20 protein-coding genes, 1 tRNA gene, 2 rRNA genes and 2 riboswitches are annotated in these 19129 nt (G+C 46.3%); of the genes, 16 read left to right on the top strand and 7 right to left on the bottom strand.

The features are described 5' to 3' along the window. The 12 genes from BN1360_RS00985 to BN1360_RS01040 form a co-directional block, all read left to right on the top strand. Window positions 1–120: ribosomal RNA gene (locus tag BN1360_RS00985) — 23S ribosomal RNA — on the top strand; the annotation flags it as partial. A 61-nt stretch (window positions 121–181) separates the two neighbouring features. Further along, a 5S ribosomal RNA gene (gene rrf, locus BN1360_RS00990) occupies window positions 182–298 on the top strand. 182 nt (window positions 299–480) lie between these two features. Then, window positions 481–1281, top strand: coding sequence for an RNA polymerase sigma factor (locus BN1360_RS00995; RefSeq protein WP_068778052.1), 801 nt, complete (start codon window positions 481–483; stop codon window positions 1279–1281). A gap of 66 nt (window positions 1282–1347) precedes the next feature. Then, the gene (gene clpP / locus BN1360_RS01000) at window positions 1348–1941 is read left to right on the top strand and encodes an ATP-dependent Clp endopeptidase proteolytic subunit ClpP (RefSeq protein WP_068778053.1); all 594 of its coding nucleotides are present in this window, start codon (window positions 1348–1350) and stop codon (window positions 1939–1941) included. 354 nt (window positions 1942–2295) lie between these two features. Then, window positions 2296–3756 carry an IMP dehydrogenase gene (gene guaB / locus BN1360_RS01005; RefSeq protein WP_068778054.1) on the top strand — a complete coding sequence of 487 codons (1461 nt, stop codon included), beginning with the start codon at window positions 2296–2298 and terminating at the stop codon, window positions 3754–3756. Window positions 3757–3929: 173 nt separating this feature from the next. Continuing rightward, entirely contained in the window at window positions 3930–5312 is a 1383-nt protein-coding gene (locus tag BN1360_RS01010; protein ID WP_068778100.1) for a D-alanyl-D-alanine carboxypeptidase family protein, read from the top strand. An 89-nt stretch (window positions 5313–5401) separates the two neighbouring features. Continuing rightward, a complete protein-coding gene (gene pdxS / locus BN1360_RS01015) occupies window positions 5402–6283 on the top strand; it encodes a pyridoxal 5'-phosphate synthase lyase subunit PdxS (RefSeq protein WP_068778055.1) in 882 nt (293 codons plus the stop codon). A gap of 78 nt (window positions 6284–6361) precedes the next feature. Then, window positions 6362–6946: a pyridoxal 5'-phosphate synthase glutaminase subunit PdxT gene (pdxT, locus tag BN1360_RS01020; RefSeq protein WP_068778056.1), complete on the top strand. Its 585-nt coding sequence runs from the start codon at window positions 6362–6364 to the stop codon at window positions 6944–6946. A gap of 176 nt (window positions 6947–7122) precedes the next feature. Continuing rightward, a complete protein-coding gene (serS, locus tag BN1360_RS01025) occupies window positions 7123–8406 on the top strand; it encodes a serine--tRNA ligase (protein WP_068778057.1) in 1284 nt (427 codons plus the stop codon). Window positions 8407–8467: 61 nt separating this feature from the next. Next, a tRNA-Ser gene (locus tag BN1360_RS01030) sits at window positions 8468–8556 on the top strand. A 147-nt stretch (window positions 8557–8703) separates the two neighbouring features. Beyond that, window positions 8704–8859: a small acid-soluble spore protein P gene (locus tag BN1360_RS01035; RefSeq protein ID WP_082789891.1), complete on the top strand. Its 156-nt coding sequence runs from the start codon at window positions 8704–8706 to the stop codon at window positions 8857–8859. Window positions 8860–9050: 191 nt separating this feature from the next. Next, the gene (locus tag BN1360_RS01040) at window positions 9051–9971 is read left to right on the top strand and encodes a YitT family protein (protein WP_420707864.1); all 921 of its coding nucleotides are present in this window, start codon (window positions 9051–9053) and stop codon (window positions 9969–9971) included. 118 nt (window positions 9972–10089) lie between these two features. Here BN1360_RS01040 and tadA read toward each other — a convergent pair whose 3' ends face one another. Beyond that, complete coding sequence (gene tadA / locus BN1360_RS01045; RefSeq protein ID WP_195714214.1) at window positions 10090–10587, bottom strand: tRNA adenosine(34) deaminase TadA; 498 nt, start codon at window positions 10585–10587, stop codon at window positions 10090–10092. Window positions 10588–10931: 344 nt separating this feature from the next. Here tadA and BN1360_RS01050 point away from each other — a divergent pair, with 344 nt between their 5' ends. Together BN1360_RS01050 and rluF are read left to right on the top strand one after the other, a co-directional pair. Continuing rightward, the gene (locus BN1360_RS01050) at window positions 10932–12836 is read left to right on the top strand and encodes a HAMP domain-containing sensor histidine kinase (RefSeq protein WP_068778059.1); all 1905 of its coding nucleotides are present in this window, start codon (window positions 10932–10934) and stop codon (window positions 12834–12836) included. An 18-nt stretch (window positions 12837–12854) separates the two neighbouring features. Continuing rightward, entirely contained in the window at window positions 12855–13556 is a 702-nt protein-coding gene (gene rluF, locus BN1360_RS01055; protein ID WP_068778060.1) for a 23S rRNA pseudouridine(2604) synthase RluF, read from the top strand. A gap of 84 nt (window positions 13557–13640) precedes the next feature. Here the strand turns inward: rluF and motB are convergent, their stop codons facing one another. Next, window positions 13641–14438: a flagellar motor protein MotB gene (motB, locus tag BN1360_RS01060; protein ID WP_068778061.1), complete on the bottom strand. Its 798-nt coding sequence runs from the start codon at window positions 14436–14438 to the stop codon at window positions 13641–13643. Further along, window positions 14422–15225, bottom strand: coding sequence for a flagellar motor stator protein MotA (gene motA / locus BN1360_RS01065; RefSeq protein WP_068778062.1), 804 nt, complete (start codon window positions 15223–15225; stop codon window positions 14422–14424). Before motA ends, motB begins: the two co-directional genes overlap by 17 nt. Window positions 15226–15414: 189 nt before the next feature. Between motA and BN1360_RS01070 the strand changes: the two genes are divergently transcribed. Continuing rightward, window positions 15415–15708 (top strand): hypothetical protein, encoded by a 294-nt coding sequence (locus BN1360_RS01070; RefSeq protein ID WP_068778063.1) that lies wholly within the window; start codon window positions 15415–15417, stop codon window positions 15706–15708. A gap of 163 nt (window positions 15709–15871) precedes the next feature. After that, window positions 15872–16171 carry a 4a-hydroxytetrahydrobiopterin dehydratase gene (locus BN1360_RS01075; RefSeq protein WP_068778064.1) on the top strand — a complete coding sequence of 100 codons (300 nt, stop codon included), beginning with the start codon at window positions 15872–15874 and terminating at the stop codon, window positions 16169–16171. Between the two features lie 112 nt (window positions 16172–16283). On the opposite strand, the gene BN1360_RS01080 is transcribed toward BN1360_RS01075, so the two are convergent. The 4 genes from BN1360_RS01080 to BN1360_RS01095 form a co-directional block, all read right to left on the bottom strand. Next, window positions 16284–16640 (bottom strand): c-type cytochrome, encoded by a 357-nt coding sequence (locus BN1360_RS01080; protein WP_068778065.1) that lies wholly within the window; start codon window positions 16638–16640, stop codon window positions 16284–16286. Window positions 16641–16775: 135 nt separating this feature from the next. After that, the gene (locus BN1360_RS01085) at window positions 16776–17300 is read right to left on the bottom strand and encodes a GNAT family N-acetyltransferase (protein WP_068778066.1); all 525 of its coding nucleotides are present in this window, start codon (window positions 17298–17300) and stop codon (window positions 16776–16778) included. A 241-nt stretch (window positions 17301–17541) separates the two neighbouring features. Continuing rightward, entirely contained in the window at window positions 17542–18012 is a 471-nt protein-coding gene (locus BN1360_RS01090; protein ID WP_068778067.1) for a C40 family peptidase, read from the bottom strand. Window positions 18013–18015: 3 nt separating this feature from the next. Then, window positions 18016–18151, bottom strand: a riboswitch (cyclic di-AMP (ydaO/yuaA leader). 242 nt (window positions 18152–18393) lie between these two features. Continuing rightward, complete coding sequence (locus tag BN1360_RS01095) at window positions 18394–18885, bottom strand: C40 family peptidase (protein WP_068778069.1); 492 nt, start codon at window positions 18883–18885, stop codon at window positions 18394–18396. 3 nt (window positions 18886–18888) lie between these two features. Beyond that, window positions 18889–19024: riboswitch (cyclic di-AMP (ydaO/yuaA leader) on the bottom strand. Window positions 19025–19129 lie beyond the last annotated feature (105 nt).

Genomic DNA, 19129 nt, shown 5'->3' on the forward strand with positions numbered 1-19129 from the left:
CTCAAGATGAGATTTCCCAACGAGTAAGACCCCTTGAAGACGACGAGGTTGATAGGCCTGAGGTGGAAGTGCAGCAATGTATGGAGCTGACAGGTACTAATCGGTCGAGGGCTTATCCAAAAAACATCTAAAACCTGCAAAATGAGTTTCGTATCCAGTTTTCAAGGATTAACCTTGAACGTTTGGTGGCGATGGCGGAGGGGTTCCACACGTACCCATCCCGAACACGACCGTTAAGCCCTCTAGCGCCGATGGTACTTGGACCGAAGGGTCCTGGGAGAGTAGGAAGCCGCCAAGCGATAAGAACCACTACCGTTAATCGGTGGTGGTTTTTTTGTATATGGAATACAATAAGAACAGAATAACTTACGATAAAATTTATATCACCGTATCGATTGCGGTGATTTTTTCGTTTATTACAGTGAAGGCTCTGTAAGGAGCGAACAGAAAGATCATCAGATGGTAAGGAGGTATGGCCGAGTGGATCGAATTATTCCCATGAACCCAAAGGTTGAGGATACAGAAGCTTCTCCCGAATGGATCGAGGAGCATCATCGGGTGCTGCAGAAATATTGCCGTTCTCTGACAGGCTCGGTCTGGGAAGGGGATGATCTGGCTCAGGAGACTTGGATGAAGGTATGGGTCTATGTGCAGGAGAGGCCATTGGCACAGGCTCATATAACCCGGGCCTTCTTATATCGCGCTGCTCGTAATGCATGGATTGACCAGGGACGACGGAAGCGCCTGGATACGGTATCGTTGCCTGTGGAACCTGAGCAATTAGAAGCGCCGTTGAGTTCGTACCCGCCTTATGATCCTTCTGCTTTCCATCACATCATGGAGTTGATGATTCAGAGGTTCAATCCGGAGCAGAGGACGGTCCTTCTATTAATCGACGGCCTGAAGTTCACAGCTAGAGAAGTATCGGGGATGTTGAATATGACCGAGGGTGCGGTGAAGGCCCTGCTGCATCGTGTCCGGACCAAGCTAAAGGCCTTGGTAGACCCTAAGAGGCAGGCTGATGACTCAGGCAAGGTAAAGAGACTGTTCAGCTCTTACCCTGCCTCGCAAGTGGATGAGAGCACGGTCTATGCCTATATTAAGGCATTCCATGAACAGGATGCTGCAGCATTGCTCCAGTTAATGAACGAAGGAAGCAGGGATGTTCTTCCTGCGGTGCAATACGTGCATAAGGATAGATCCAGACAGAAGACTCATGCTGAGATGAAACCGTTTAGCCTGCTGCTCGGTCACGACCTATTCCGGAGCATGGCAGCTTAAGCTGTGGATTGAACGGTGTAGATTGACAACGCAGTTAACCAACCTTTTTAAAGGAGGCAATACAAGATGAGTACAGTGATTCCTTATGTTATTGACCAGACCTCCCATGGAGAACGATCGTATGATATTTACTCCAGACTACTGAAGGACCGGATTATCTTCTTAGGCTCGGAGATTAATGATACCGTTGCGAACAGTATTGTGGCGCAAATGCTATTTCTAGCGGCGGAGGACCCGGAGAAGGATATTCACTTCTATATCAATAGTCCCGGTGGCGCGACCTCAGCTGGCTTTGCCATCTATGACACGATGCAATATGTTAAGCCGGATGTGCAGACGATTTGTTCGGGGATGGCAGCTTCATTTGCGGCCATTTTGCTGTTAGCTGGTACAAAGGGGAAGCGGTTTGCGCTTCCGAATAGCGAGGTTATGATTCATCAGCCTCATGGTGGTGTGCAAGGGCAGGCAAGCGACATCGCGATTAGTGCCAGACGGATTATTAGCATTCGCAGTCGACTTAATGAAATTGCAGCGGAGCGAACGGGGCAGCCGCTGGAGCGGATTGAGAAGGATATGGACCGTGACTTCTTCATGACCGCGGAGGAAGCGAAGCAATATGGGGTTATCGATGAAATCATTCAAGGGCAGCATCATATATAGTTCTGAGGCAGATAATTTGCATACTTAAAATTGAGGGATTGTTCTAATGTAGCTTTCGCTGCAGAGGGGCAGTCCCTGTTTCGTCTAAAGCTATCCATCCAATAATCGGAATCAAAATGAAGCGTTTGGGGCAGTATTATGATCATAAAATGTTCGAAATTGCAGATATGTACACTGCTGATGGACAGTCGTGTGTGCTGAGGAGCCTAACCTTTTTTCCTGACACATTTTCTTGACAGCCTATAGGGGCTTTGCTAAGATTGCAATTAATATATTTTCGTAAGTAAGGAATTGGCCTTGATTTATACGGGAATCGGTCGAATGGTAGTTCAAACTAAAGGAGGAAATTTCAAGGTGTGGGAAAGCAAATTTAACAAAGAAGGCTTAACATTTGATGATGTACTACTAATCCCTCGCAAATCAGAAACATTGCCTAAGGAAGTTGATGTATCGACTAAGCTCAGCGATCGTGTGAAGTTGAATGTGCCTTTGATCAGTGCGGGCATGGATACGGTAACTGAATCAGCTCTGGCAATTGCAATTGCTCGCGAAGGCGGTATTGGTATTATTCATAAAAACATGCCAATTGAACAGCAGGCAGAGGAAGTGGACCGGGTTAAACGTTCGGAAAGTGGTGTAATTACGAACCCGTTCTCCTTGACGGCTGATCATCTTGTCTCTGATGCAGAGACAGTAATGGGTAAATTCCGGATTTCCGGCGTACCGATCGTAGATGAGAATAATAAGCTAATTGGCATTTTGACGAACCGTGACTTGCGTTTCGTGCATGATTACAGCATCAAGATCAGTGAAGTTATGACTCATGAGAATTTGGTGACTGCACCTGTAGGTACAACCCTCCAACAGGCAGAGGTTATTCTGCAGAAACACAAAATTGAGAAGCTGCCATTAGTGGATGACAATAATATTCTCAAAGGACTTATTACAATTAAAGATATTGAGAAGGCGATCCAATTCCCGAATGCGGCTAAGGATTCCCAAGGTAGGCTGCTGGTTGGAGCGGCTGTAGGTATTTCCAAGGATATGTTTGAACGGACTGAGGCATTGGTGGGTGCTGGTGCGGATGTCATCGTGCTCGACTCTGCACATGGTCATCATATTAATATTATTGAAGCGGTGTCTGATATCCGTAAAAAATATCCTGAGTTGACGATTATCGCAGGTAATGTGGCAACAGGTGAAGCTACGCGTGAACTGATTAAGGCGGGCGCTTCAGTCGTTAAGGTGGGTATCGGGCCAGGTTCGATTTGTACGACCCGGGTAATTGCCGGAATCGGTGTACCGCAAATCACAGCGATCTATGACTGTGCTACGGTAGCTCGTGAATACGGCATTCCGATTATTGCCGATGGCGGTATCAAATATTCTGGCGAGATTACCAAGGCCTTGGCTGCAGGTGGACATGCTGTAATGTTGGGAAGCATGTTTGCAGGTACCGAAGAGAGCCCTGGCGAGTCTGAAATTTACCAAGGGCGCCGCTACAAAGTATACAGAGGTATGGGTTCTATGGCTGCGATGAAGCAAGGCAGCAAGGACCGCTACTTCCAGGACGATGACAAGAAGCTGGTTCCCGAGGGAATTGAAGGCCGCGTAGCTTATAAAGGGCCGCTTGCCGATACGATTCACCAGTTGCTTGGCGGACTTCGCTCAGGTATGGGCTACTGTGGAGCCAAGAATCTGGACGAGCTTCGTAACGATACAGAATTTGTACGAATTACAGGCGCGGGACTTCGTGAGAGTCATCCGCATGATATCCAAATTACGAAGGAAGCACCTAACTATTCTATTAGTTAATAGAAGAAAGAGATTGGAGAAAGACAGGCCAGGCGGAAATCGCTGGGCCTGTCTTTTTTTGCAGGGTGCCCTGTGATAGAATAGACTAAGCAATAATCGAGAATATGAGGGGAGCTTAAGGAACATTGAAACTGAAAAGAAAACAACGCGCAATTCCGACTTCCAAGCAAACTATGAAACCGCATTTTATTCGTAAAAGTGCTGCTTCTATATTGGTTTTGAATATGTTGTGCTTCTCTCTGGTTCCAGCGATGGCGCTGGCTGAGACTGGAACGCAGCAAACGACGCAAAAAGAATCGACAACAACGACGAAATCAACCACTCCTGCAAAAGGAGCGGCTATACCATCCGTAGAATCTCTCGATTTGAAGGTAGGATCGGCTATTCTGATGGATGCGGAGACCGGGCAAGTTCTGCTTGACGTAAATGGTGAAGAAGCACTGCCACCTGCAAGCATGACCAAGATGATGTCTGAGTACATCGTGGCGGAGTATGTGAAGCAAGGTAAGACCAGTTGGGATACCGTAGTAACTACAGGTAAAAATGCTTCTTTGACTAAAGGATCACGGATTTTCCTGGCTGAAGGGGATCAGCATACAGTTAAGGACCTCTATGCCGCCATGGCAATTGGCTCAGCCAACGATGCAACGGTTGCTTTGGCCGAATTTGTGGCCGGCTCCGAGCAGGAATTCGTGCAATTAATGAATGATGAAGCGAAGCGTATGGGGATGACTACAGCTCATTTCGCCAATTCTACAGGTCTTGATATTAAGGATATGCCGGAGGAGTTTCGTACTCCTGGGGATCAGGAGACAGTGATGTCGGCCAAGGATGCGGCTATTTTGGCTCGATATATTGTAACTGACCATCCGGATTTCAACCAATTTACTTCGCTGCAGACATACCAATTCAGAGAGCGCGATAAGACACCAATCGTCAATTTGAACTGGATGCTTGAAGCTAATAAGAACATAACCAATTTCAAAAAATATGCTTATGAAGGTCTTGACGGCCTGAAGACAGGCCATACGCAAAATGCAGGCAACTGCTTTACGGGAACCGCCGTTCGTGATGGTCATCGTCTGATCAGCGTCGTGATGGGCACCTCCAGTGATTCGGCGCGCTTTGTTGAAACGCGCAAAGTGCTCGACTACGGCTTTAACAACTTCGAGACCAAACAGGTCGTTGCTCCTAATGCGACGGTAACTGGATCTGAGACAATTACGGTGAAGAAGGCGAAGAACACTGAGGTTCCGCTTGTAAGCAGCCAAGAAGTGGCCTTTGTTATTCCAAAGGGTGCGGACATTAGTAAGGTGGAGTCCAAAGTCACGATGACGCCGGAAAGCGCATCTCTGACAGCTCCGCTTCCAAAGGGAACCAAGGTTGGAACAGTGACTTACACCTTGAAGCCAGATGGAATGAATCAGACATTGGAGAAGACGGTTGACCTAATTACTTCCCAGGATGCAGAGAAGGCCAACTGGTTCAAGCTTTTCATGCGGGCAATCGGTGACTTCTTCAGCGATTTGTTCAACGGCATTAAGAATTTGTTCTAGAACGAATAAATTCCGAGTGAATGGGTTGTATATTTTAGGCGACTGATGTAAAATATCAAGTTAGATTATTATCGGGAGGCGTGGAATTTATGGAAACTGGAACATCGAGAGTTAAAAGAGGTATGGCTGAGATGCAAAAAGGCGGCGTCATTATGGACGTTATGAATGCCGAGCAAGCTAAGATCGCTGAAGCAGCTGGTGCGACCGCTGTTATGGCTTTGGAGCGGGTTCCTTCCGATATTCGTGCAGCTGGCGGCGTAGCCCGCATGGCTGACCCAACCATCGTTGAAGAAGTCATGAAAGTAGTATCTATTCCGGTTATGGCCAAAGCACGGATCGGTCATTATGTGGAAGCTAAAGTTTTGGAATCGCTTGGGGTAGACTATCTGGATGAGAGTGAAGTTCTGACTCCGGCAGATGAAGTCTTCCATATTGATAAACGTGATTTTACCGTTCCGTTTGTCTGCGGTGCGAAGGATCTGGGTGAAGCGCTTCGCCGTATTAGCGAAGGCGCATCGATGATTCGTACGAAAGGTGAACCAGGAACGGGGAACATTGTTGAAGCTGTGCGTCATATGCGTCTGATCAATAGCCAAATTCGCAAAGTACAGAACATGTCCAAGGACGAATTGTATGCTGAAGCCAAAAATCTGGGCGTGGCTTATGATCTGCTGTTTGAAGTCCATGAGGCTGGCAAGCTTCCGGTTGTAAACTTTGCCGCTGGCGGAGTGGCTACTCCTGCAGACGCTGCCCTGATGATGCATTTGGGTGCTGACGGCGTATTCGTCGGTTCCGGGATTTTCAAATCGGATAGTCCTGAGAAGTTCGCTCGGGCGATTGTAGAAGCGACTACCCATTATACAGATTACAAATTAATTGCGGAAGTATCCAAGAACCTGGGTACGCCGATGAAAGGTATCGAAATTTCGAAATTGTCCGCCGCTGAGCGTATGTCCGATCGCGGTTGGTAAGATGACTCCGAGGCGCGCTTCATGGTTCATGAATCGCGTCTTAAGTCGATAGCTTGGATAGAGAAAGAAGGTTTGGCCATGAAGGTAGGAGTATTGGCGTTGCAAGGTGCTGTAACAGAGCATATCCACAGCATAGAGCTAGCGGGAGCAGAGGGCGTCGCTGTGAAGCATACTGAGCAGCTTGAAGAGCTGGATGGATTGATTATTCCGGGCGGCGAGAGTACAACGATCGGCAAATTAATGCGGAAATACGAATTTATTGAAGCTATTCGGGCGTTCTCGGAGCAAGGAAAGCCGATATTTGGCACTTGTGCCGGACTGATCGTAATGGCCAAAGAAATAGAAAGCGGAGAAGAAGCGCATCTCGGGCTGATGGATATCAAAGTCTCCCGAAATGCCTTTGGGCGCCAGCGTGAGAGCTTCGAGACGAATCTTGATGTGAAGGGACTTCAAGAGCCGCTCAGAGCTGTATTTATTCGCGCCCCCTTAATTACAGCGGTGGGAAATGAAGTTGATATTCTGTCGACCTACAATGATGAGATTGTAGCGGCCCGGCAAGGACATCTTCTCGTTTCTTCCTTCCATCCGGAGCTTACGGATGATTATTCCCTGCATACTTATTTTACAGAGATGATTAAGACTTACCAAGCGGCCGTACAATAAGTTTGAGTTCATTTGAACAACTTCTATAAAGCTGATATTAAAGACACCTTTGACTCTTACCAAGGGTCAAGGTTGTTTTTTTTGATTGATTCTTGTCGTTTAAGCGATCCCGGCGTCTATTGTTCAGCTTGTAATCGGCACGGCCTGCTACGGGATGATTCTAGGAGGGACTATCCATGTTAGATGTAAAAATATTAAGAAATGACTACGCTCGTGTCGAACAAGCTCTTCAGAACCGGGGTAAATCATTGGAGATGATCTCGGATTTTTTACCGCTTGATGAGAAGCGCCGGGAGCTGCTCCAGGAGAGTGAAGCGCTGAAGAACCGTCGTAACACAGTATCTGCTGAGGTGGCCAAGCGTAAGAAGAACAAAGAGGATGCGGATGATCTCATTACGGAAATGCGCGAGGTTGGTGATCGTATCAAGGCTCTGGATGAAGAAGTTCGTGAGCTCGAAGTGAAGATCGACAATCTAACGATGAGCATTCCGAACATTCCGCATAGCAGCGTACCGATCGGGGCTTCTGAGGATGATAATGTGGAGGTGCGCCGTATTGGCGAGCCGCGTTCGTTCTCATTCGAGCCGAAGGCGCATTGGGATATCGCGACGGACCTGGACATTCTTGATTTCGAAGCAGGTGCCAAAGTAACCGGATCGCGCTTCACTTTCTATAAGGGTCTGGGAGCGCGCCTGGAACGGGCCTTGATTAACTTTATGATGGATTTGCACAGCAATGAACACGGCTATGTAGAAATGCTGCCCCCATATATCGTTAATCGCGACAGTTTGTACGGCACAGGACAGCTTCCGAAGTTTGAAGAGGATGTATTCAAGCTGACGGAGGAAGGTTATTACTTGATTCCGACCGCAGAGGTTCCTGTAACGAACTATCATCGGGAAGAAATTCTGAATGCTGAGGATCTGCCGAAGAAATATGTGGCATACAGTTCTTGCTTCCGTTCTGAGGCAGGTGCGTCTGGACGGGATACGCGCGGATTGATCCGCCAGCATCAATTCAACAAGGTAGAGATGATCAAGGTTGTCCATCCGGAGACATCCTATGACGAATTGGAGCAAATGACGGCGAATGCAGAGCGCGTGCTGCAGCTCCTGGACCTGCCTTACCGCGTATTGGCTCTATGTACGGCTGATCTTGGCTTTACAGCGGCTAAGACGTATGATCTTGAGGTCTGGCTGCCACAGAGCAATATGTACCGTGAGATTTCCTCCTGCTCGAATGTAGAGGATTTCCAGGCACGTCGGGCTAATATTCGTTTCCGTCCGGAACCAAAGGCAAAACCGGAATTTGTCCACACCTTGAACGGCTCTGGTTTGGCTGTAGGGCGTACTGTTGCTGCTATTCTGGAGAATTATCAGCAAGAGGATGGCAGTGTGGTCATTCCTGAGGTGCTTCGTCCATATATGGGCGGCGTGGAAAAGATCACAACAAAAAAATAACTTGATCATGCAAAAAAAATATGTTAGAATCTGATTTGTTACGCGAATCAGATTCATACTTGGAGAGGTACCGAAGCGGTCATAACGGGGCGGTCTTGAAAACCGTTAGGGTGCAAGCCCACATGGGTTCGAATCCCATCCTCTCCGCCAGATTATTTTTCATTAACCTTGATCAAGGCAGTATATAGAAGCAAACCGAAATGAGGATGAGAATCCTCATTTTTTTGTTGTATAAAGCGGGTCGTTTCTTCACAAGTTACAGGGGGATATATCAATGGAATTGGAGGGAATTACGACATGACCAAGCCTAAAGGATATACAACCCCAGGAACGCAGACAGACCAGAATAACCGTCGTAGGGATGACAGGGAACATGATGGTCCAGAGCCGCTGTCTGGCTCTAAGAAGGTCAAGAACCGCAACCATGTGAGTCATCATAATCCACAGGGCTAATGTATCAAAATAAGATGGATTGAATGCTTCAAACTTCCGGCAAATCGCCGGATTTTTTTTATCTTAAATTGAAATAAACAAGACATGAGACAAAGAAAATGTCATAATATAAGTAGGGCCTTGACCATGCGAGACGCTCACGAGTGGGAGAGAAACTCTAAAATTATACTAAAGAAAATGAAAGGAACGTGATGCGTTTGAACTCTGTCAACTTGGATACGATCTCTGAGGCAGCGAAATCCCAAATGATTAGACAGCATAAGCAGAAGTCTATAGGGAATATCCTGATGAGATCCATCTTTATTGTTGTAGGTGCCATTATTGTCTCAGTAGCGCTGGAGCTATTCCTAGTCCCGAACAAGATTACGGACGGCGGAATTACCGGTATCTCCGTAATGTCCTCTTATTTATCTGAATTACCGCTTGGTATCTTTTTGTTCCTTTTTAACCTTCCATTCCTGATTGTTGGCTATAAGCAAATTGGCAAGACCTTTGCGATTTCTACCTTGCTAGGAATCTCGGTTATGTCTCTTGGTACGACATTGCTTCACCCGGTTGACCCCTTTGTCAGCGACACGCTGCTTGCTTTTGTATTCGGTGGAATTTTGCTCGGTTTAGGGACAGGTATGGTTATTCGGTTTGGGGGATCATTGGACGGAACAGAGATTGTAGCTATTCTGATTTCACGCAGAACGCCATTTTCCGTGGGCGAGATTATTATGTTCTTTAACTTCTTCATACTGTTAAGTGCTGGGTTTGTATTCAGCTGGGAGCGTGCTTTGTTCTCATTGTTAGCTTATTATATCGCTTATAAATCAATTGATATCGTAGTGGATGGTCTCAATGAATCCAAATCGGTTTGGATCATTAGCGATCAAATCGATGAGATCGGATCTGCTATATTGAGCCGCTTGGGTCGTGGCGTTACTTATTTGTCCGGTGAGGGCGGATTTTCGGGTGATCCGAAACGGGTTATATTTTGTGTAATTACTCGCTTGGAAGAAGCCAAGCTTAAAGAAATCGTTAATCATTACGATGAGAATGCTTTTATGGCTGTAGGAAATATCCATGACGTAAAAGGCGGGCGCTTCAAGAAAAAAGCTATTCATTAGTAGCTTTGAAGACGGTCTTACTGCGTTGGTTAATAATATGTTTAAATAGGCTGGCTCGGATCAATTCCGAGCCAGCCTAGCTATATAAGGGGGTTGAACTTTCCTCTCTTATGCTGCGTCATTTTTGGCGCAATTGCTTGAAAAATTGCTTGAGCAGGTCCGCACACTCTTCTTCCAGCACACCTGCAGTTAATTCTGTGCGGTGATTGAACCTCGGTTCCTGCAGCAGATTCATAATGGTTCCACCACAGCCTGCCTTCGGATCTGCGGCACCGTAGATGACATGCGGCACTCGGCATTGGACGATAGCTCCCGCACACATCGGGCAGGGCTCGAGGGTTACATATAGACGGCAATGCAACAGCCGCCAAGCATCCAGATATTCACTAGCCTCACGAATCGCGATCATTTCAGCATGGGCTGTTCCATCCCGTGAACTTTCTCTTAGATTATATCCTCGTCCTATAATTTCATCTCCACGAACAATAACAGCACCGATAGGCACTTCGCCAATCGCTTCGGCTTTACGCGCTTCGGCGATCGCTTCACGCATCCAGTAGTCGTGGGGAAAGGTTGATGCAGGGGGTTCGTGCATTAAGGGTAATGACATGACCATTCAGCTCCATTCGCGGTTGTTCAGATCAAAAATTCAGTATTTTGTCCAACGAACAAATATTCGTTGTTAACATGTTGTGGATAACACTGTTCATAACTGCTTATTTATCCCCATTATTATACACATATTAGACTTTTTCCTTGTGTATATGTTCATAACTTGTGCATAACTTTTGCGGTTTCGGGTAATAAATCGCAGAAAATAGATATTTTTTCTTAATTGTAGATAAAGGAAATAGGAATTTCAACGTCTTTGCAAAATCTTACAATACGGTTATGATGAGGGTAGTATCAAAGCAAGATTCGACATTAACCTCAATGTCCTGCAAGAGGTGAGAAGATCATTTGTCCATTAAATTCAAATTATCTATAGTGATGTCTCTTTTTGCTCTGGCCCTATTAACGGTTAACATTGTTCTTAGTTTTCTGTCAACTCGTGACAATCTTCGCAGAGACAGTGAAGCTAATATGATGTTAATCGCTAAGCAAATTGCTCTGGCAGTGGAACAATCCCGTTCCATATATGATTATGTGAAGAGAAATGAAATCGGCCAACAAATGGGGAACGGCTCTTCTTTTGGCGGAATGTTAGACATGACAAGTCCGGAAAGAATTGTGAATGAATCTCTCCGGTCCAACCAGCATCTATTGGAGATCACAGGTTTCTTCCCCGATGAACTTCGTGATCATCGCAGCATCCTATTTGGCACGTATAAGTATAAGAATGAGACTGATATCTTTGAGAAATCCGCAGAAGCCGCCGAGAAGGGGACAAGCCTACTCAAGGATACAATCATTAACGGCAAACGCGTACTAGAGTGTCTTATCCCCATTCAACCGAGCAATCAACAGCCTTACATGATTCGAATTATCTCCAGCTATGAACCTATTTCAGCAGCGATCACCAAGCAGGTGATTAACGAAATTTCAATCTCCATTATATTGTTGCAAATCGTCGTGTTCTCAAGTTATATTCTTGCCGGAGAACTGATTCGGCCGATTCAAGACATTTTGTATAAGGTGAACCGGTTATCCTCGGGAGATTTCCAGGCCAAAATCGAGATAAAGCGCCAAGATGAGCTTGGTCTTCTGGGACAACAGATCAACAGGATGGCGGATTATATGGGGCATCATACAGAAGAGCTGAAGCTGAAGAACGACGAGAACCAGGTAATCAAGGAACGGCTGGAGTCGATTATTAATCAGATGGCGGATGCGATTCATGTAACAGATCTAAGCGACAGGATATTGGAAGTAAATCGGGCGTTCGAACAGCTGTATGGCTGGAATAGCGAGGAGATCGTCGGCACCAGGCTTGATTTTGTGCCCTATTCTTATCAAGAGGAGAGAGAATCCTGGCTGAAGGAGCTTAGGGAGGGGCGTCCTTATGTCCTGGCTGAGACAACTCGCATTTGCAAGGATGGGCGATTAGTTAATGTAAGCATTAGCGTCTCTCCGATATTCGATGAAGACGGTGAGATCGTATCACTGATCAACATCTCAAGGGATATGACGGAGCATAATAAAATGGAGGAACTGCTCAGGCGCGCGGAGAAGCTGCGGACGGTGGGGCAGCTGGCGGCTGGTGTAGCGCATGAGATACGCAATCCGTTGACTACGCTCAGAGGATTCCTGCAATTGCAGCAGCGCACGCGCACCGTCAATGACACACATACAGATATCATGCTCTCTGAACTGGAGCGGATTAATATGATTGTGAGTGAATTTCTAATTCTAGCTAAGCCGCAGGCAGTTCAGTTCGAAATTAAGGATGTCAGATATACCGTCGGCGATGTGATATCGCTGCTGGATAGTGAAGCGCATTTACATAATATTGTGTTCGAGCACCATTTCTCTACTTCCCCTCTTCTGGTACACTGTGAAGAGAATCAATTAAAGCAGGTGTTCATTAATGTGTTGAAGAATGCAATGGAGGCGATGCCCGGAGGAGGAAGGATCACGCTCCAGGTCGCTGACAATGACGAGCATTACATTGCGATTCGGTTCATTGATGAAGGGGAAGGGATATCGAAGGAACGGCTGGATAAGCTGGGAGAACCTTTCTATACGAGCAAAGAGAAGGGGACAGGCCTCGGACTAATGATCAGTCAGCGTATCATAGAAGGCCATAAGGGAATGTTTGAAATCGATAGTGAGCTGGGTAAGGGAACGACCGTGACGATTACCCTGCCGCGAATCAAGGAAGTTCAAGAGCCAGTTGCGACCACAACGGGCGAAGAAATAGCATAACGGGGTGACCATACAACGGTGAGAATCAATAAATTTATCAGCGAGACAGGCTATTGCTCCAGACGGGAGGCAGACAAGCTGGTCGAGTCCGGCAAGGTAACGATTAACGGTGTAACCGCTCAGCTGGGAAGTCAGGCCGAGCCAGGAGATGATGTGAGGATTAATGGGGCTCCTCTTCAGGAGAAGCCGTCTAAGCACGTCTACATCGCTCTGAATAAGCCTGTCGGGATTACGAGTACGACAGAGCATCATATCAAAGGCAACATCGTCGATTTTATTGGACATGAAGAACGTATTTTCCCAATCGGACGCTTGGATAAGGATTCCGAAGGATTGATTCTGCTAACCAGCGATGGCGACATAGTCAACAAGATCCTGCGGTCTGAAGGCAAGCATGAGAAGGAATATATCGTTACAGTAAACCGCCCGATTACGCCTTCGTTCCTGAAAGCAATGGGGGAGGGTGTTAGAATCCTGGGCGCCATGACCCTGCCTTGCCAAATTACAAGAATCTCTGATCGAACCTTCCGGATTATACTTGTCGAGGGCAAGAATCGCCAGATTCGCCGTATGTGCAGTGCGCTTGGGTATGAAGTACAGAAGCTGCAGCGGATTCGTATTATGAATATCCAGCTTGGATCATTGAAGGTTGGAACGTGGCGGGATTTGAACGAGCAGGAGAAAAGAGAGCTTGGTGGGATGTTGAATTATAAGCTGTAACAAGCTTGGTAATTATATGAGACCTTCATGAACAGCACGAGGTAATAAAAAAGATGGAGCCAGAGTTCTGGTCTCCATCTTTTTTTATTCATGAGCCGTAGTTACACCTAGCTTCTGATCCGGATCGACATACTTGCGAATAATCGATACTTCGACGCGGCGGTTCTGTGCTCTGCCGACTGCTGAGTCGTTGGTGGATACCGGATGATACTCGCCGTATCCAATCGCACTGAACTTCTGTGGATCAAGCTGTGTATTCAGCATCAATATCTTCATAAAATTCAATGCCCGGGCGGAGCTAAGATCCCAGTTTGAAGGGAATTCTTTATTGGATATCGGTACATTGTCAGTATGACCGGAGACGATAACCTCATAGTCCGGGAACTGCTCTAGCATGTCCGAGATGGCTTTGGCCAGCTTACGGGCATCCGGCTTCACCTCGGCTTCTCCTGAAGGGAACAGCGCTTTGTCGCTGATCGTAATCATCAGCTGGGACTGATTGAGCTTCGTATCAAGATCATTGGTCAGCCCATTCTGCTTAATATAGTTATCCAATTGTTTCTTAAGCCCTTCCAGGTTTTCCTGCTCCCTACGCTTAAGCTCGTTTACACTCGCTTTTACTTCGTCCGGCTTAGGCTGTGCTTTGAAGGATTGCATGTCGTTACTATTGAATGAGCTCTGATCCAGAATCCCCGATCCGCCGCTGAGCACGTTGTTAAAGGCATCGCTGACCGCTTTGAATTTCTCCGCGTTCACGGAGCTCATTCCGAACAGGACGATGAACATGGCAAGCAGAAGGGTCATAAGGTCAGAATAAGGGAGCAGCCAGCTCTCGTCTGCATGCTCTTCATGCTCTTGATTGCGTTTATTCCGTTTGCGCACCTTCACCCGCCCCCTTTTCTAGGATTTGAGCGCGTTCGGCAGGGGTTAAGAATACAGCAAGCTTTTGTTGAATTGCGATTGTAGACACCCCGGATTGAATGGATAACAGGCCTTCTACCATCATGAGTCGAATCTCTATTTCTTTCTTTGAGAGACGTTTAAGTTTATTGGCAATGGGATGCCACAGTACGTAACCGGTGAAAATACCGAACACGGTTGCGATAAATGCACCTGAGATCGCATGGGAGAGAACATCGACATCGCTCATATCTGACAATGCTGCAATCAGACCGACAACGGCACCGAGTACACCGAGCGTAGGAGCATACATTCCGGCTTGTGAGAAGATCTGCGCCCCTGCCTTGTGTCTTTCTTCCGTAGCGGCGATGTCCTCTGTCAGGACATCCTGTACGAATTCCTGATCATTGCCGTCAATGATCATCCGCATTCCGTTCCGCAAGAAATCGTCATTAATTTCTTCTACCTTGGCTTCCAGAGCGAGCAGCCCTTCACGGCGGGTAATTGTGGCCCACTCCGCAAACAGCGCAATCAGTTCACCCTTCGTAATAATTTTTGGCTTGACGACCGTCATTTTGAGCAATTTCGGAAATTTCTTCAGCTCAGATAGCGGGAACGCCATGAACAGAGTCGCAGCGGTACCCACGAAGATAATGACAAAGGCCGCGGGGTTGGAGACCAAGCTTTCGATCGGCGCACCTTTTAGGAACATTCCCCAAATGAGTGCTACGAGTCCAAGAATAAGTCCAATAATCGTTGAGATTTCCATTGCACACCTCGTCCTTGAGATAATTATTCCATAATTCTGCCACCCGCATCCTTGCAGAACGGCATTTCTGATTTTATGGAAATGGCTTATCTTTTTTATCGACAGAATTCCCTTTTTTTTTAAGGGCGATTTTCCGGTATAATGGGACTACGATTGAATATTCGTTAGAGTGAAGGGAGAAGAATCATCGTGGGCGTAAAGCATGGCAGAGATTATGAATATATTTTGGCAGATCTCACGAAGGCGGTAGGCCAGATATCTGATAGCTATATTTTCTTTGAGATGGAGGCTTCTGAATGGGAGATCCTCTCGAAGGAGGAGAAGCTGGAGGTCCAGGAGGCGCTGGCCGAGGACTTGTTCTTTGCGTTAGGCACGGAGCCGGTTATTTCCGTTGGCAGCGCAGTAGTGATTTATGATGCGGACAACCATCGCATCAATTTCCTAATCGGAGAGGATGAACTGGATTTCGTTGCATTGATTTAATATTTATTCCCTTATTTTGTTTATACAGTAAACGCTATGGTAATATATTGGATAGCATGATCGTTGAATAGAAGAATATAATGAATTAATATCTCATGTACGGTTCAGATGCAAGAATGATATGGGGATATTTTTTGAGAACGAACGGGAGGTAGAAATAAAAATGCCGTTTACACCGCAGGAAATAGAAGCGCATTTAGAGAGACTGGAAGGATGGGAGCTAGAGGAAGGACGATGGATCGTTCGCAAATATACCTTCTCTAATTATATGAAGGGAATCGCTTTTGTCGATGAGGTTGCAGCCATATCAGAGGCGTTCAATCATCACCCTTTTATAACCATTGACCATAAAACAGTGACGCTTCGGCTGACATCATGGGAGGAAGGCGGTATAACGGCCGTTGATATTAAGGAAGCACAGCAGTACAACGAGGCTTTCGAGAAGGCGCGTTCTGTAGGCTGATGCATCGATAGGCTTCTACACCGGCTGGAAGTGGAACTCAATGTTATACAGCCGGCTCGTATAGAAGAACGCCCACCAGGGATCCCCTTGGCGGGCGTTCTTTGTGCTGCGATTATTTTTGCTCCGCAAGCCAGAGGGCTACGTTCGCAATTTCTTCGTCCTTCAGCCTATCCTTAAAGGTCGGCATTTGTCCTTTGCCTTTCTTGATGATGCCGTAGAGCTGATCCGCTGTTAATTGAGCTCCGATTTTCTGCAAATTCGGACCAACTTGACCTTGCAGTTGATCGCCATGGCAACTGATACAGTTTGCCTTGATCGTAGCATCGGCCTGATCAACATTGAGAGTAATTTCAGGCATGGTTGGCTTGGCCTCTTTGGCCACTTCCTCTTTACCAGGTAAGGTGAAAATTAACACGATGGCCATAATGAATGCCACGCCGAGTAATCCGCTCATGATCCATTTCTGCACACGAATCGCCCCTTTTATGTAAGCTATCCATTCCATTATACCGGAACATTGCAGTGGATCATAGCGTTTGTGACAAAAAAAGTAATGATAATTTAGCGTTTTCTTGAAAATATATGCAAATCATCACAGACAACATTAAAGTTCATTATGACCAGACTCTCCCTCTTTAGGGAATCCTCGAAATACCATACAATAGTATGGTTTGGAAATGCCGCCGGGCGTCATCTTCTCATATAGATCAGTAATCACGAAGCCCGATTTCTGGTAGGCTCGGATCGCTCTTTTGTTCCAGGTCAGAACCTCAAGATCCACCTCATTATCAGGCTTACGACGCAGCGCTTCCTCCACGATCGCGATGACAAATGATTTACCGTAACCATGGCCGCATAAATCAGGTCTCATCCCGACCCCAATACGGGTTACTCCTTTGAGGGGAAAGTATTGGGCAAAGCCCGCGAGCTCGCCGTTTTCATCCAATAGGGAGGCGTATTGTTCGGCCCGTAGTGCAGGATTGCCGAATTCTACATCGAGCGCCTTCATCTGCTCCCAAGGGAGCCAGCTATATACGTCATAGGGAGAATCGTAGCGCCAGGTGCAGATGTCTGCGCCATGGTCTTCTTCCATAGGTACAATAAGAAATTTCGGAATATACTTTTCCATATTTACGCCTCCTTGCTTATTGCATGATACGATGCCTAGATACCTTTTTAAACTCACTCTAACGGGAATTCTATTCCTTGTAAAGGTGTTAGTGCGATTTTAGAATATTTTGCTTGCACGATGCGCTACAGGATCGGAGATAAAAAAATGCAATTGATTCCGGGCGTGGAATCAATTGCATTATATAGTTATAAATGATGATAAATGAATGAATGAAAGTTAAATGGTTGAACGCTGAAGATTAGGCTTGGGCATACAGAGAATAAGTATATTGGCTAAGGATACGCTTGGCGCCTACATAACGCGTTTTGTAGTAGCTATTGCTCAAGCTGTCGATCCGAACGCCTTTAGAGGAGGAAGAATGTGCAAATTCTCCATTACCCACATAAATGCCTACATGGGAGACGCCTTTACCCGTCGTATTGAAGAAGACGAGATCGCCAGGCTTCAGCTGGCTCTTGCTTACTGCAGTGCCTTGCTTGAACTGATCTGTTGATACGCGAGGTAGGGTTACGCCCATTTTCTGATATACGTATTTGGTGAAGCCTGAGCAGTCAAAGCCGCTGCTGGCGCTAATTCCACCAAGTCTGTAAGGTGTACCGTATACCGAGTCAACAACATTAGTAAGAGTGGTACTCGCAAAAGCATTGCCGCTTTGCATGGTGAAGAAGATGGCTAGGCTTGCAGCGGCTGCGATGATTGTTTTTCTCAAGATGTAAGCTCCTTCCAAGGCCTGCGAGGTTAGCTTGCGGATTCGGTTGAAGGTTCCCTATGGCGGCAGGATTGCGGCCAATTCACCCTAAATGGTTCCCCCGTTTCCCGGGTGCTGGGGAATTCGGCTGTTCTTAGTTGATGCACCCAAAAGTTACGATAGTTACAACAAAGATTACAAACTTGTTACTATTACATTGGTCATTTTACCAAACCCGCCCAGGTTTGACAAGCTTGTCGATAGATTTGATCTGCAAGTCGGTGTTTCTATCCAGGCAGATAGGCATAAAGGGCCAGAAGCGGGGAAAAAGCAGGCCCTTAGACAAATAAAAAACCCACGGTTATGATTCCAAATGAATCTCCGTGGGTTTAAAATTCGTTATTATTCTACATCATCGTGGTCTGTAACTTCTCCAGTAACATCTTCGTACTTATCAGAACTCATAACGCGCTTAGCTCCAACATAACGATCTACATAATATTTCTCGCTCAATTTGCTGATTACAACGCCCTTGGAAGAGGATGCATGAGCAAATTTGCCTTCACCTACATAAATACCTACATGGGATATGCCTTTGCCTGAAGTGTTAAAGAACACCAGGTCGCCAGCGATTAGTTCATCCTTGGATACGGATTCGCCCATTTTATATTGCGATCCCGATTGGTGAGGAAGCTTGACCCCGATCTTGGAGAATACATACATCGTGAACCCTGAGCAGTCAAACCCGGAAGTCGTTGTCCCACCGGATACATATTTCGTTCCTAACGCTCCATCAATAGCAGAGTCTAATTTGGAATCAGCGAAAGCGCTACCAGTTCCGATGGAGAAAAGCAATGTAACACCAAGAGCTAATGTAGTTAACTGTTTCTTCAAGAAAAATACTCCTTCCGATTGCCTACGAGGTTAGCTTAAGGATTCGGTTGAAGGTTCCCTATGATCCCTCTCTAGCGAGATCAATTCACCCAAAGTGGTTCCCCCGTTCCCCGTGGAGGGAATTCGGCCATGATTTCGTAAATAATTGTTATAATTACACTCGCAATTGCTATTACTTGACTTATTATGACAAGAATGATTACAAAACTGTTACTGAATTTCTGCTGTTGTTATTGTAACAAAG

The organism is Paenibacillus sp. GM2, assembly GCF_900069005.2.
In the GTDB taxonomy this organism is placed as follows: Bacteria; Bacillota; Bacilli; order Paenibacillales; family Paenibacillaceae; genus Fontibacillus.

Bases quoted from the DNA above. Each gene is read 5' to 3' on its own strand.
- clpP (WP_068778053.1), top strand. From the start codon at position 1,348: ATGAGTACAGTGATTCCTTATGTTATTGACCAGACCTCCCATGGAGAA.
- BN1360_RS01010 (WP_068778100.1), top strand. From the start codon at position 3,930: ATGAAACCGCATTTTATTCGTAAAAGTGCTGCTTCTATATTGGTTTTG.
- pdxS (WP_068778055.1), top strand. From the start codon at position 5,402: ATGGAAACTGGAACATCGAGAGTTAAAAGAGGTATGGCTGAGATGCAA.
- pdxT (WP_068778056.1), top strand. From the start codon at position 6,362: ATGAAGGTAGGAGTATTGGCGTTGCAAGGTGCTGTAACAGAGCATATC.
- serS (WP_068778057.1), top strand. From the start codon at position 7,123: ATGTTAGATGTAAAAATATTAAGAAATGACTACGCTCGTGTCGAACAA.
- BN1360_RS01035 (WP_082789891.1), top strand. From the start codon at position 8,704: ATGACCAAGCCTAAAGGATATACAACCCCAGGAACGCAGACAGACCAG.
- BN1360_RS01040 (WP_420707864.1), top strand. From the start codon at position 9,051: ATGCGTTTGAACTCTGTCAACTTGGATACGATCTCTGAGGCAGCGAAA.
- tadA (WP_195714214.1), bottom strand. From the start codon at position 10,587: ATGGTCATGTCATTACCCTTAATGCACGAACCCCCTGCATCAACCTTT.
- motA (WP_068778062.1), bottom strand. From the start codon at position 15,225: ATGGAAATCTCAACGATTATTGGACTTATTCTTGGACTCGTAGCACTC.
- BN1360_RS01075 (WP_068778064.1), top strand. From the start codon at position 15,872: ATGCCGTTTACACCGCAGGAAATAGAAGCGCATTTAGAGAGACTGGAA.
- BN1360_RS01085 (WP_068778066.1), bottom strand. From the start codon at position 17,300: ATGGAAAAGTATATTCCGAAATTTCTTATTGTACCTATGGAAGAAGAC.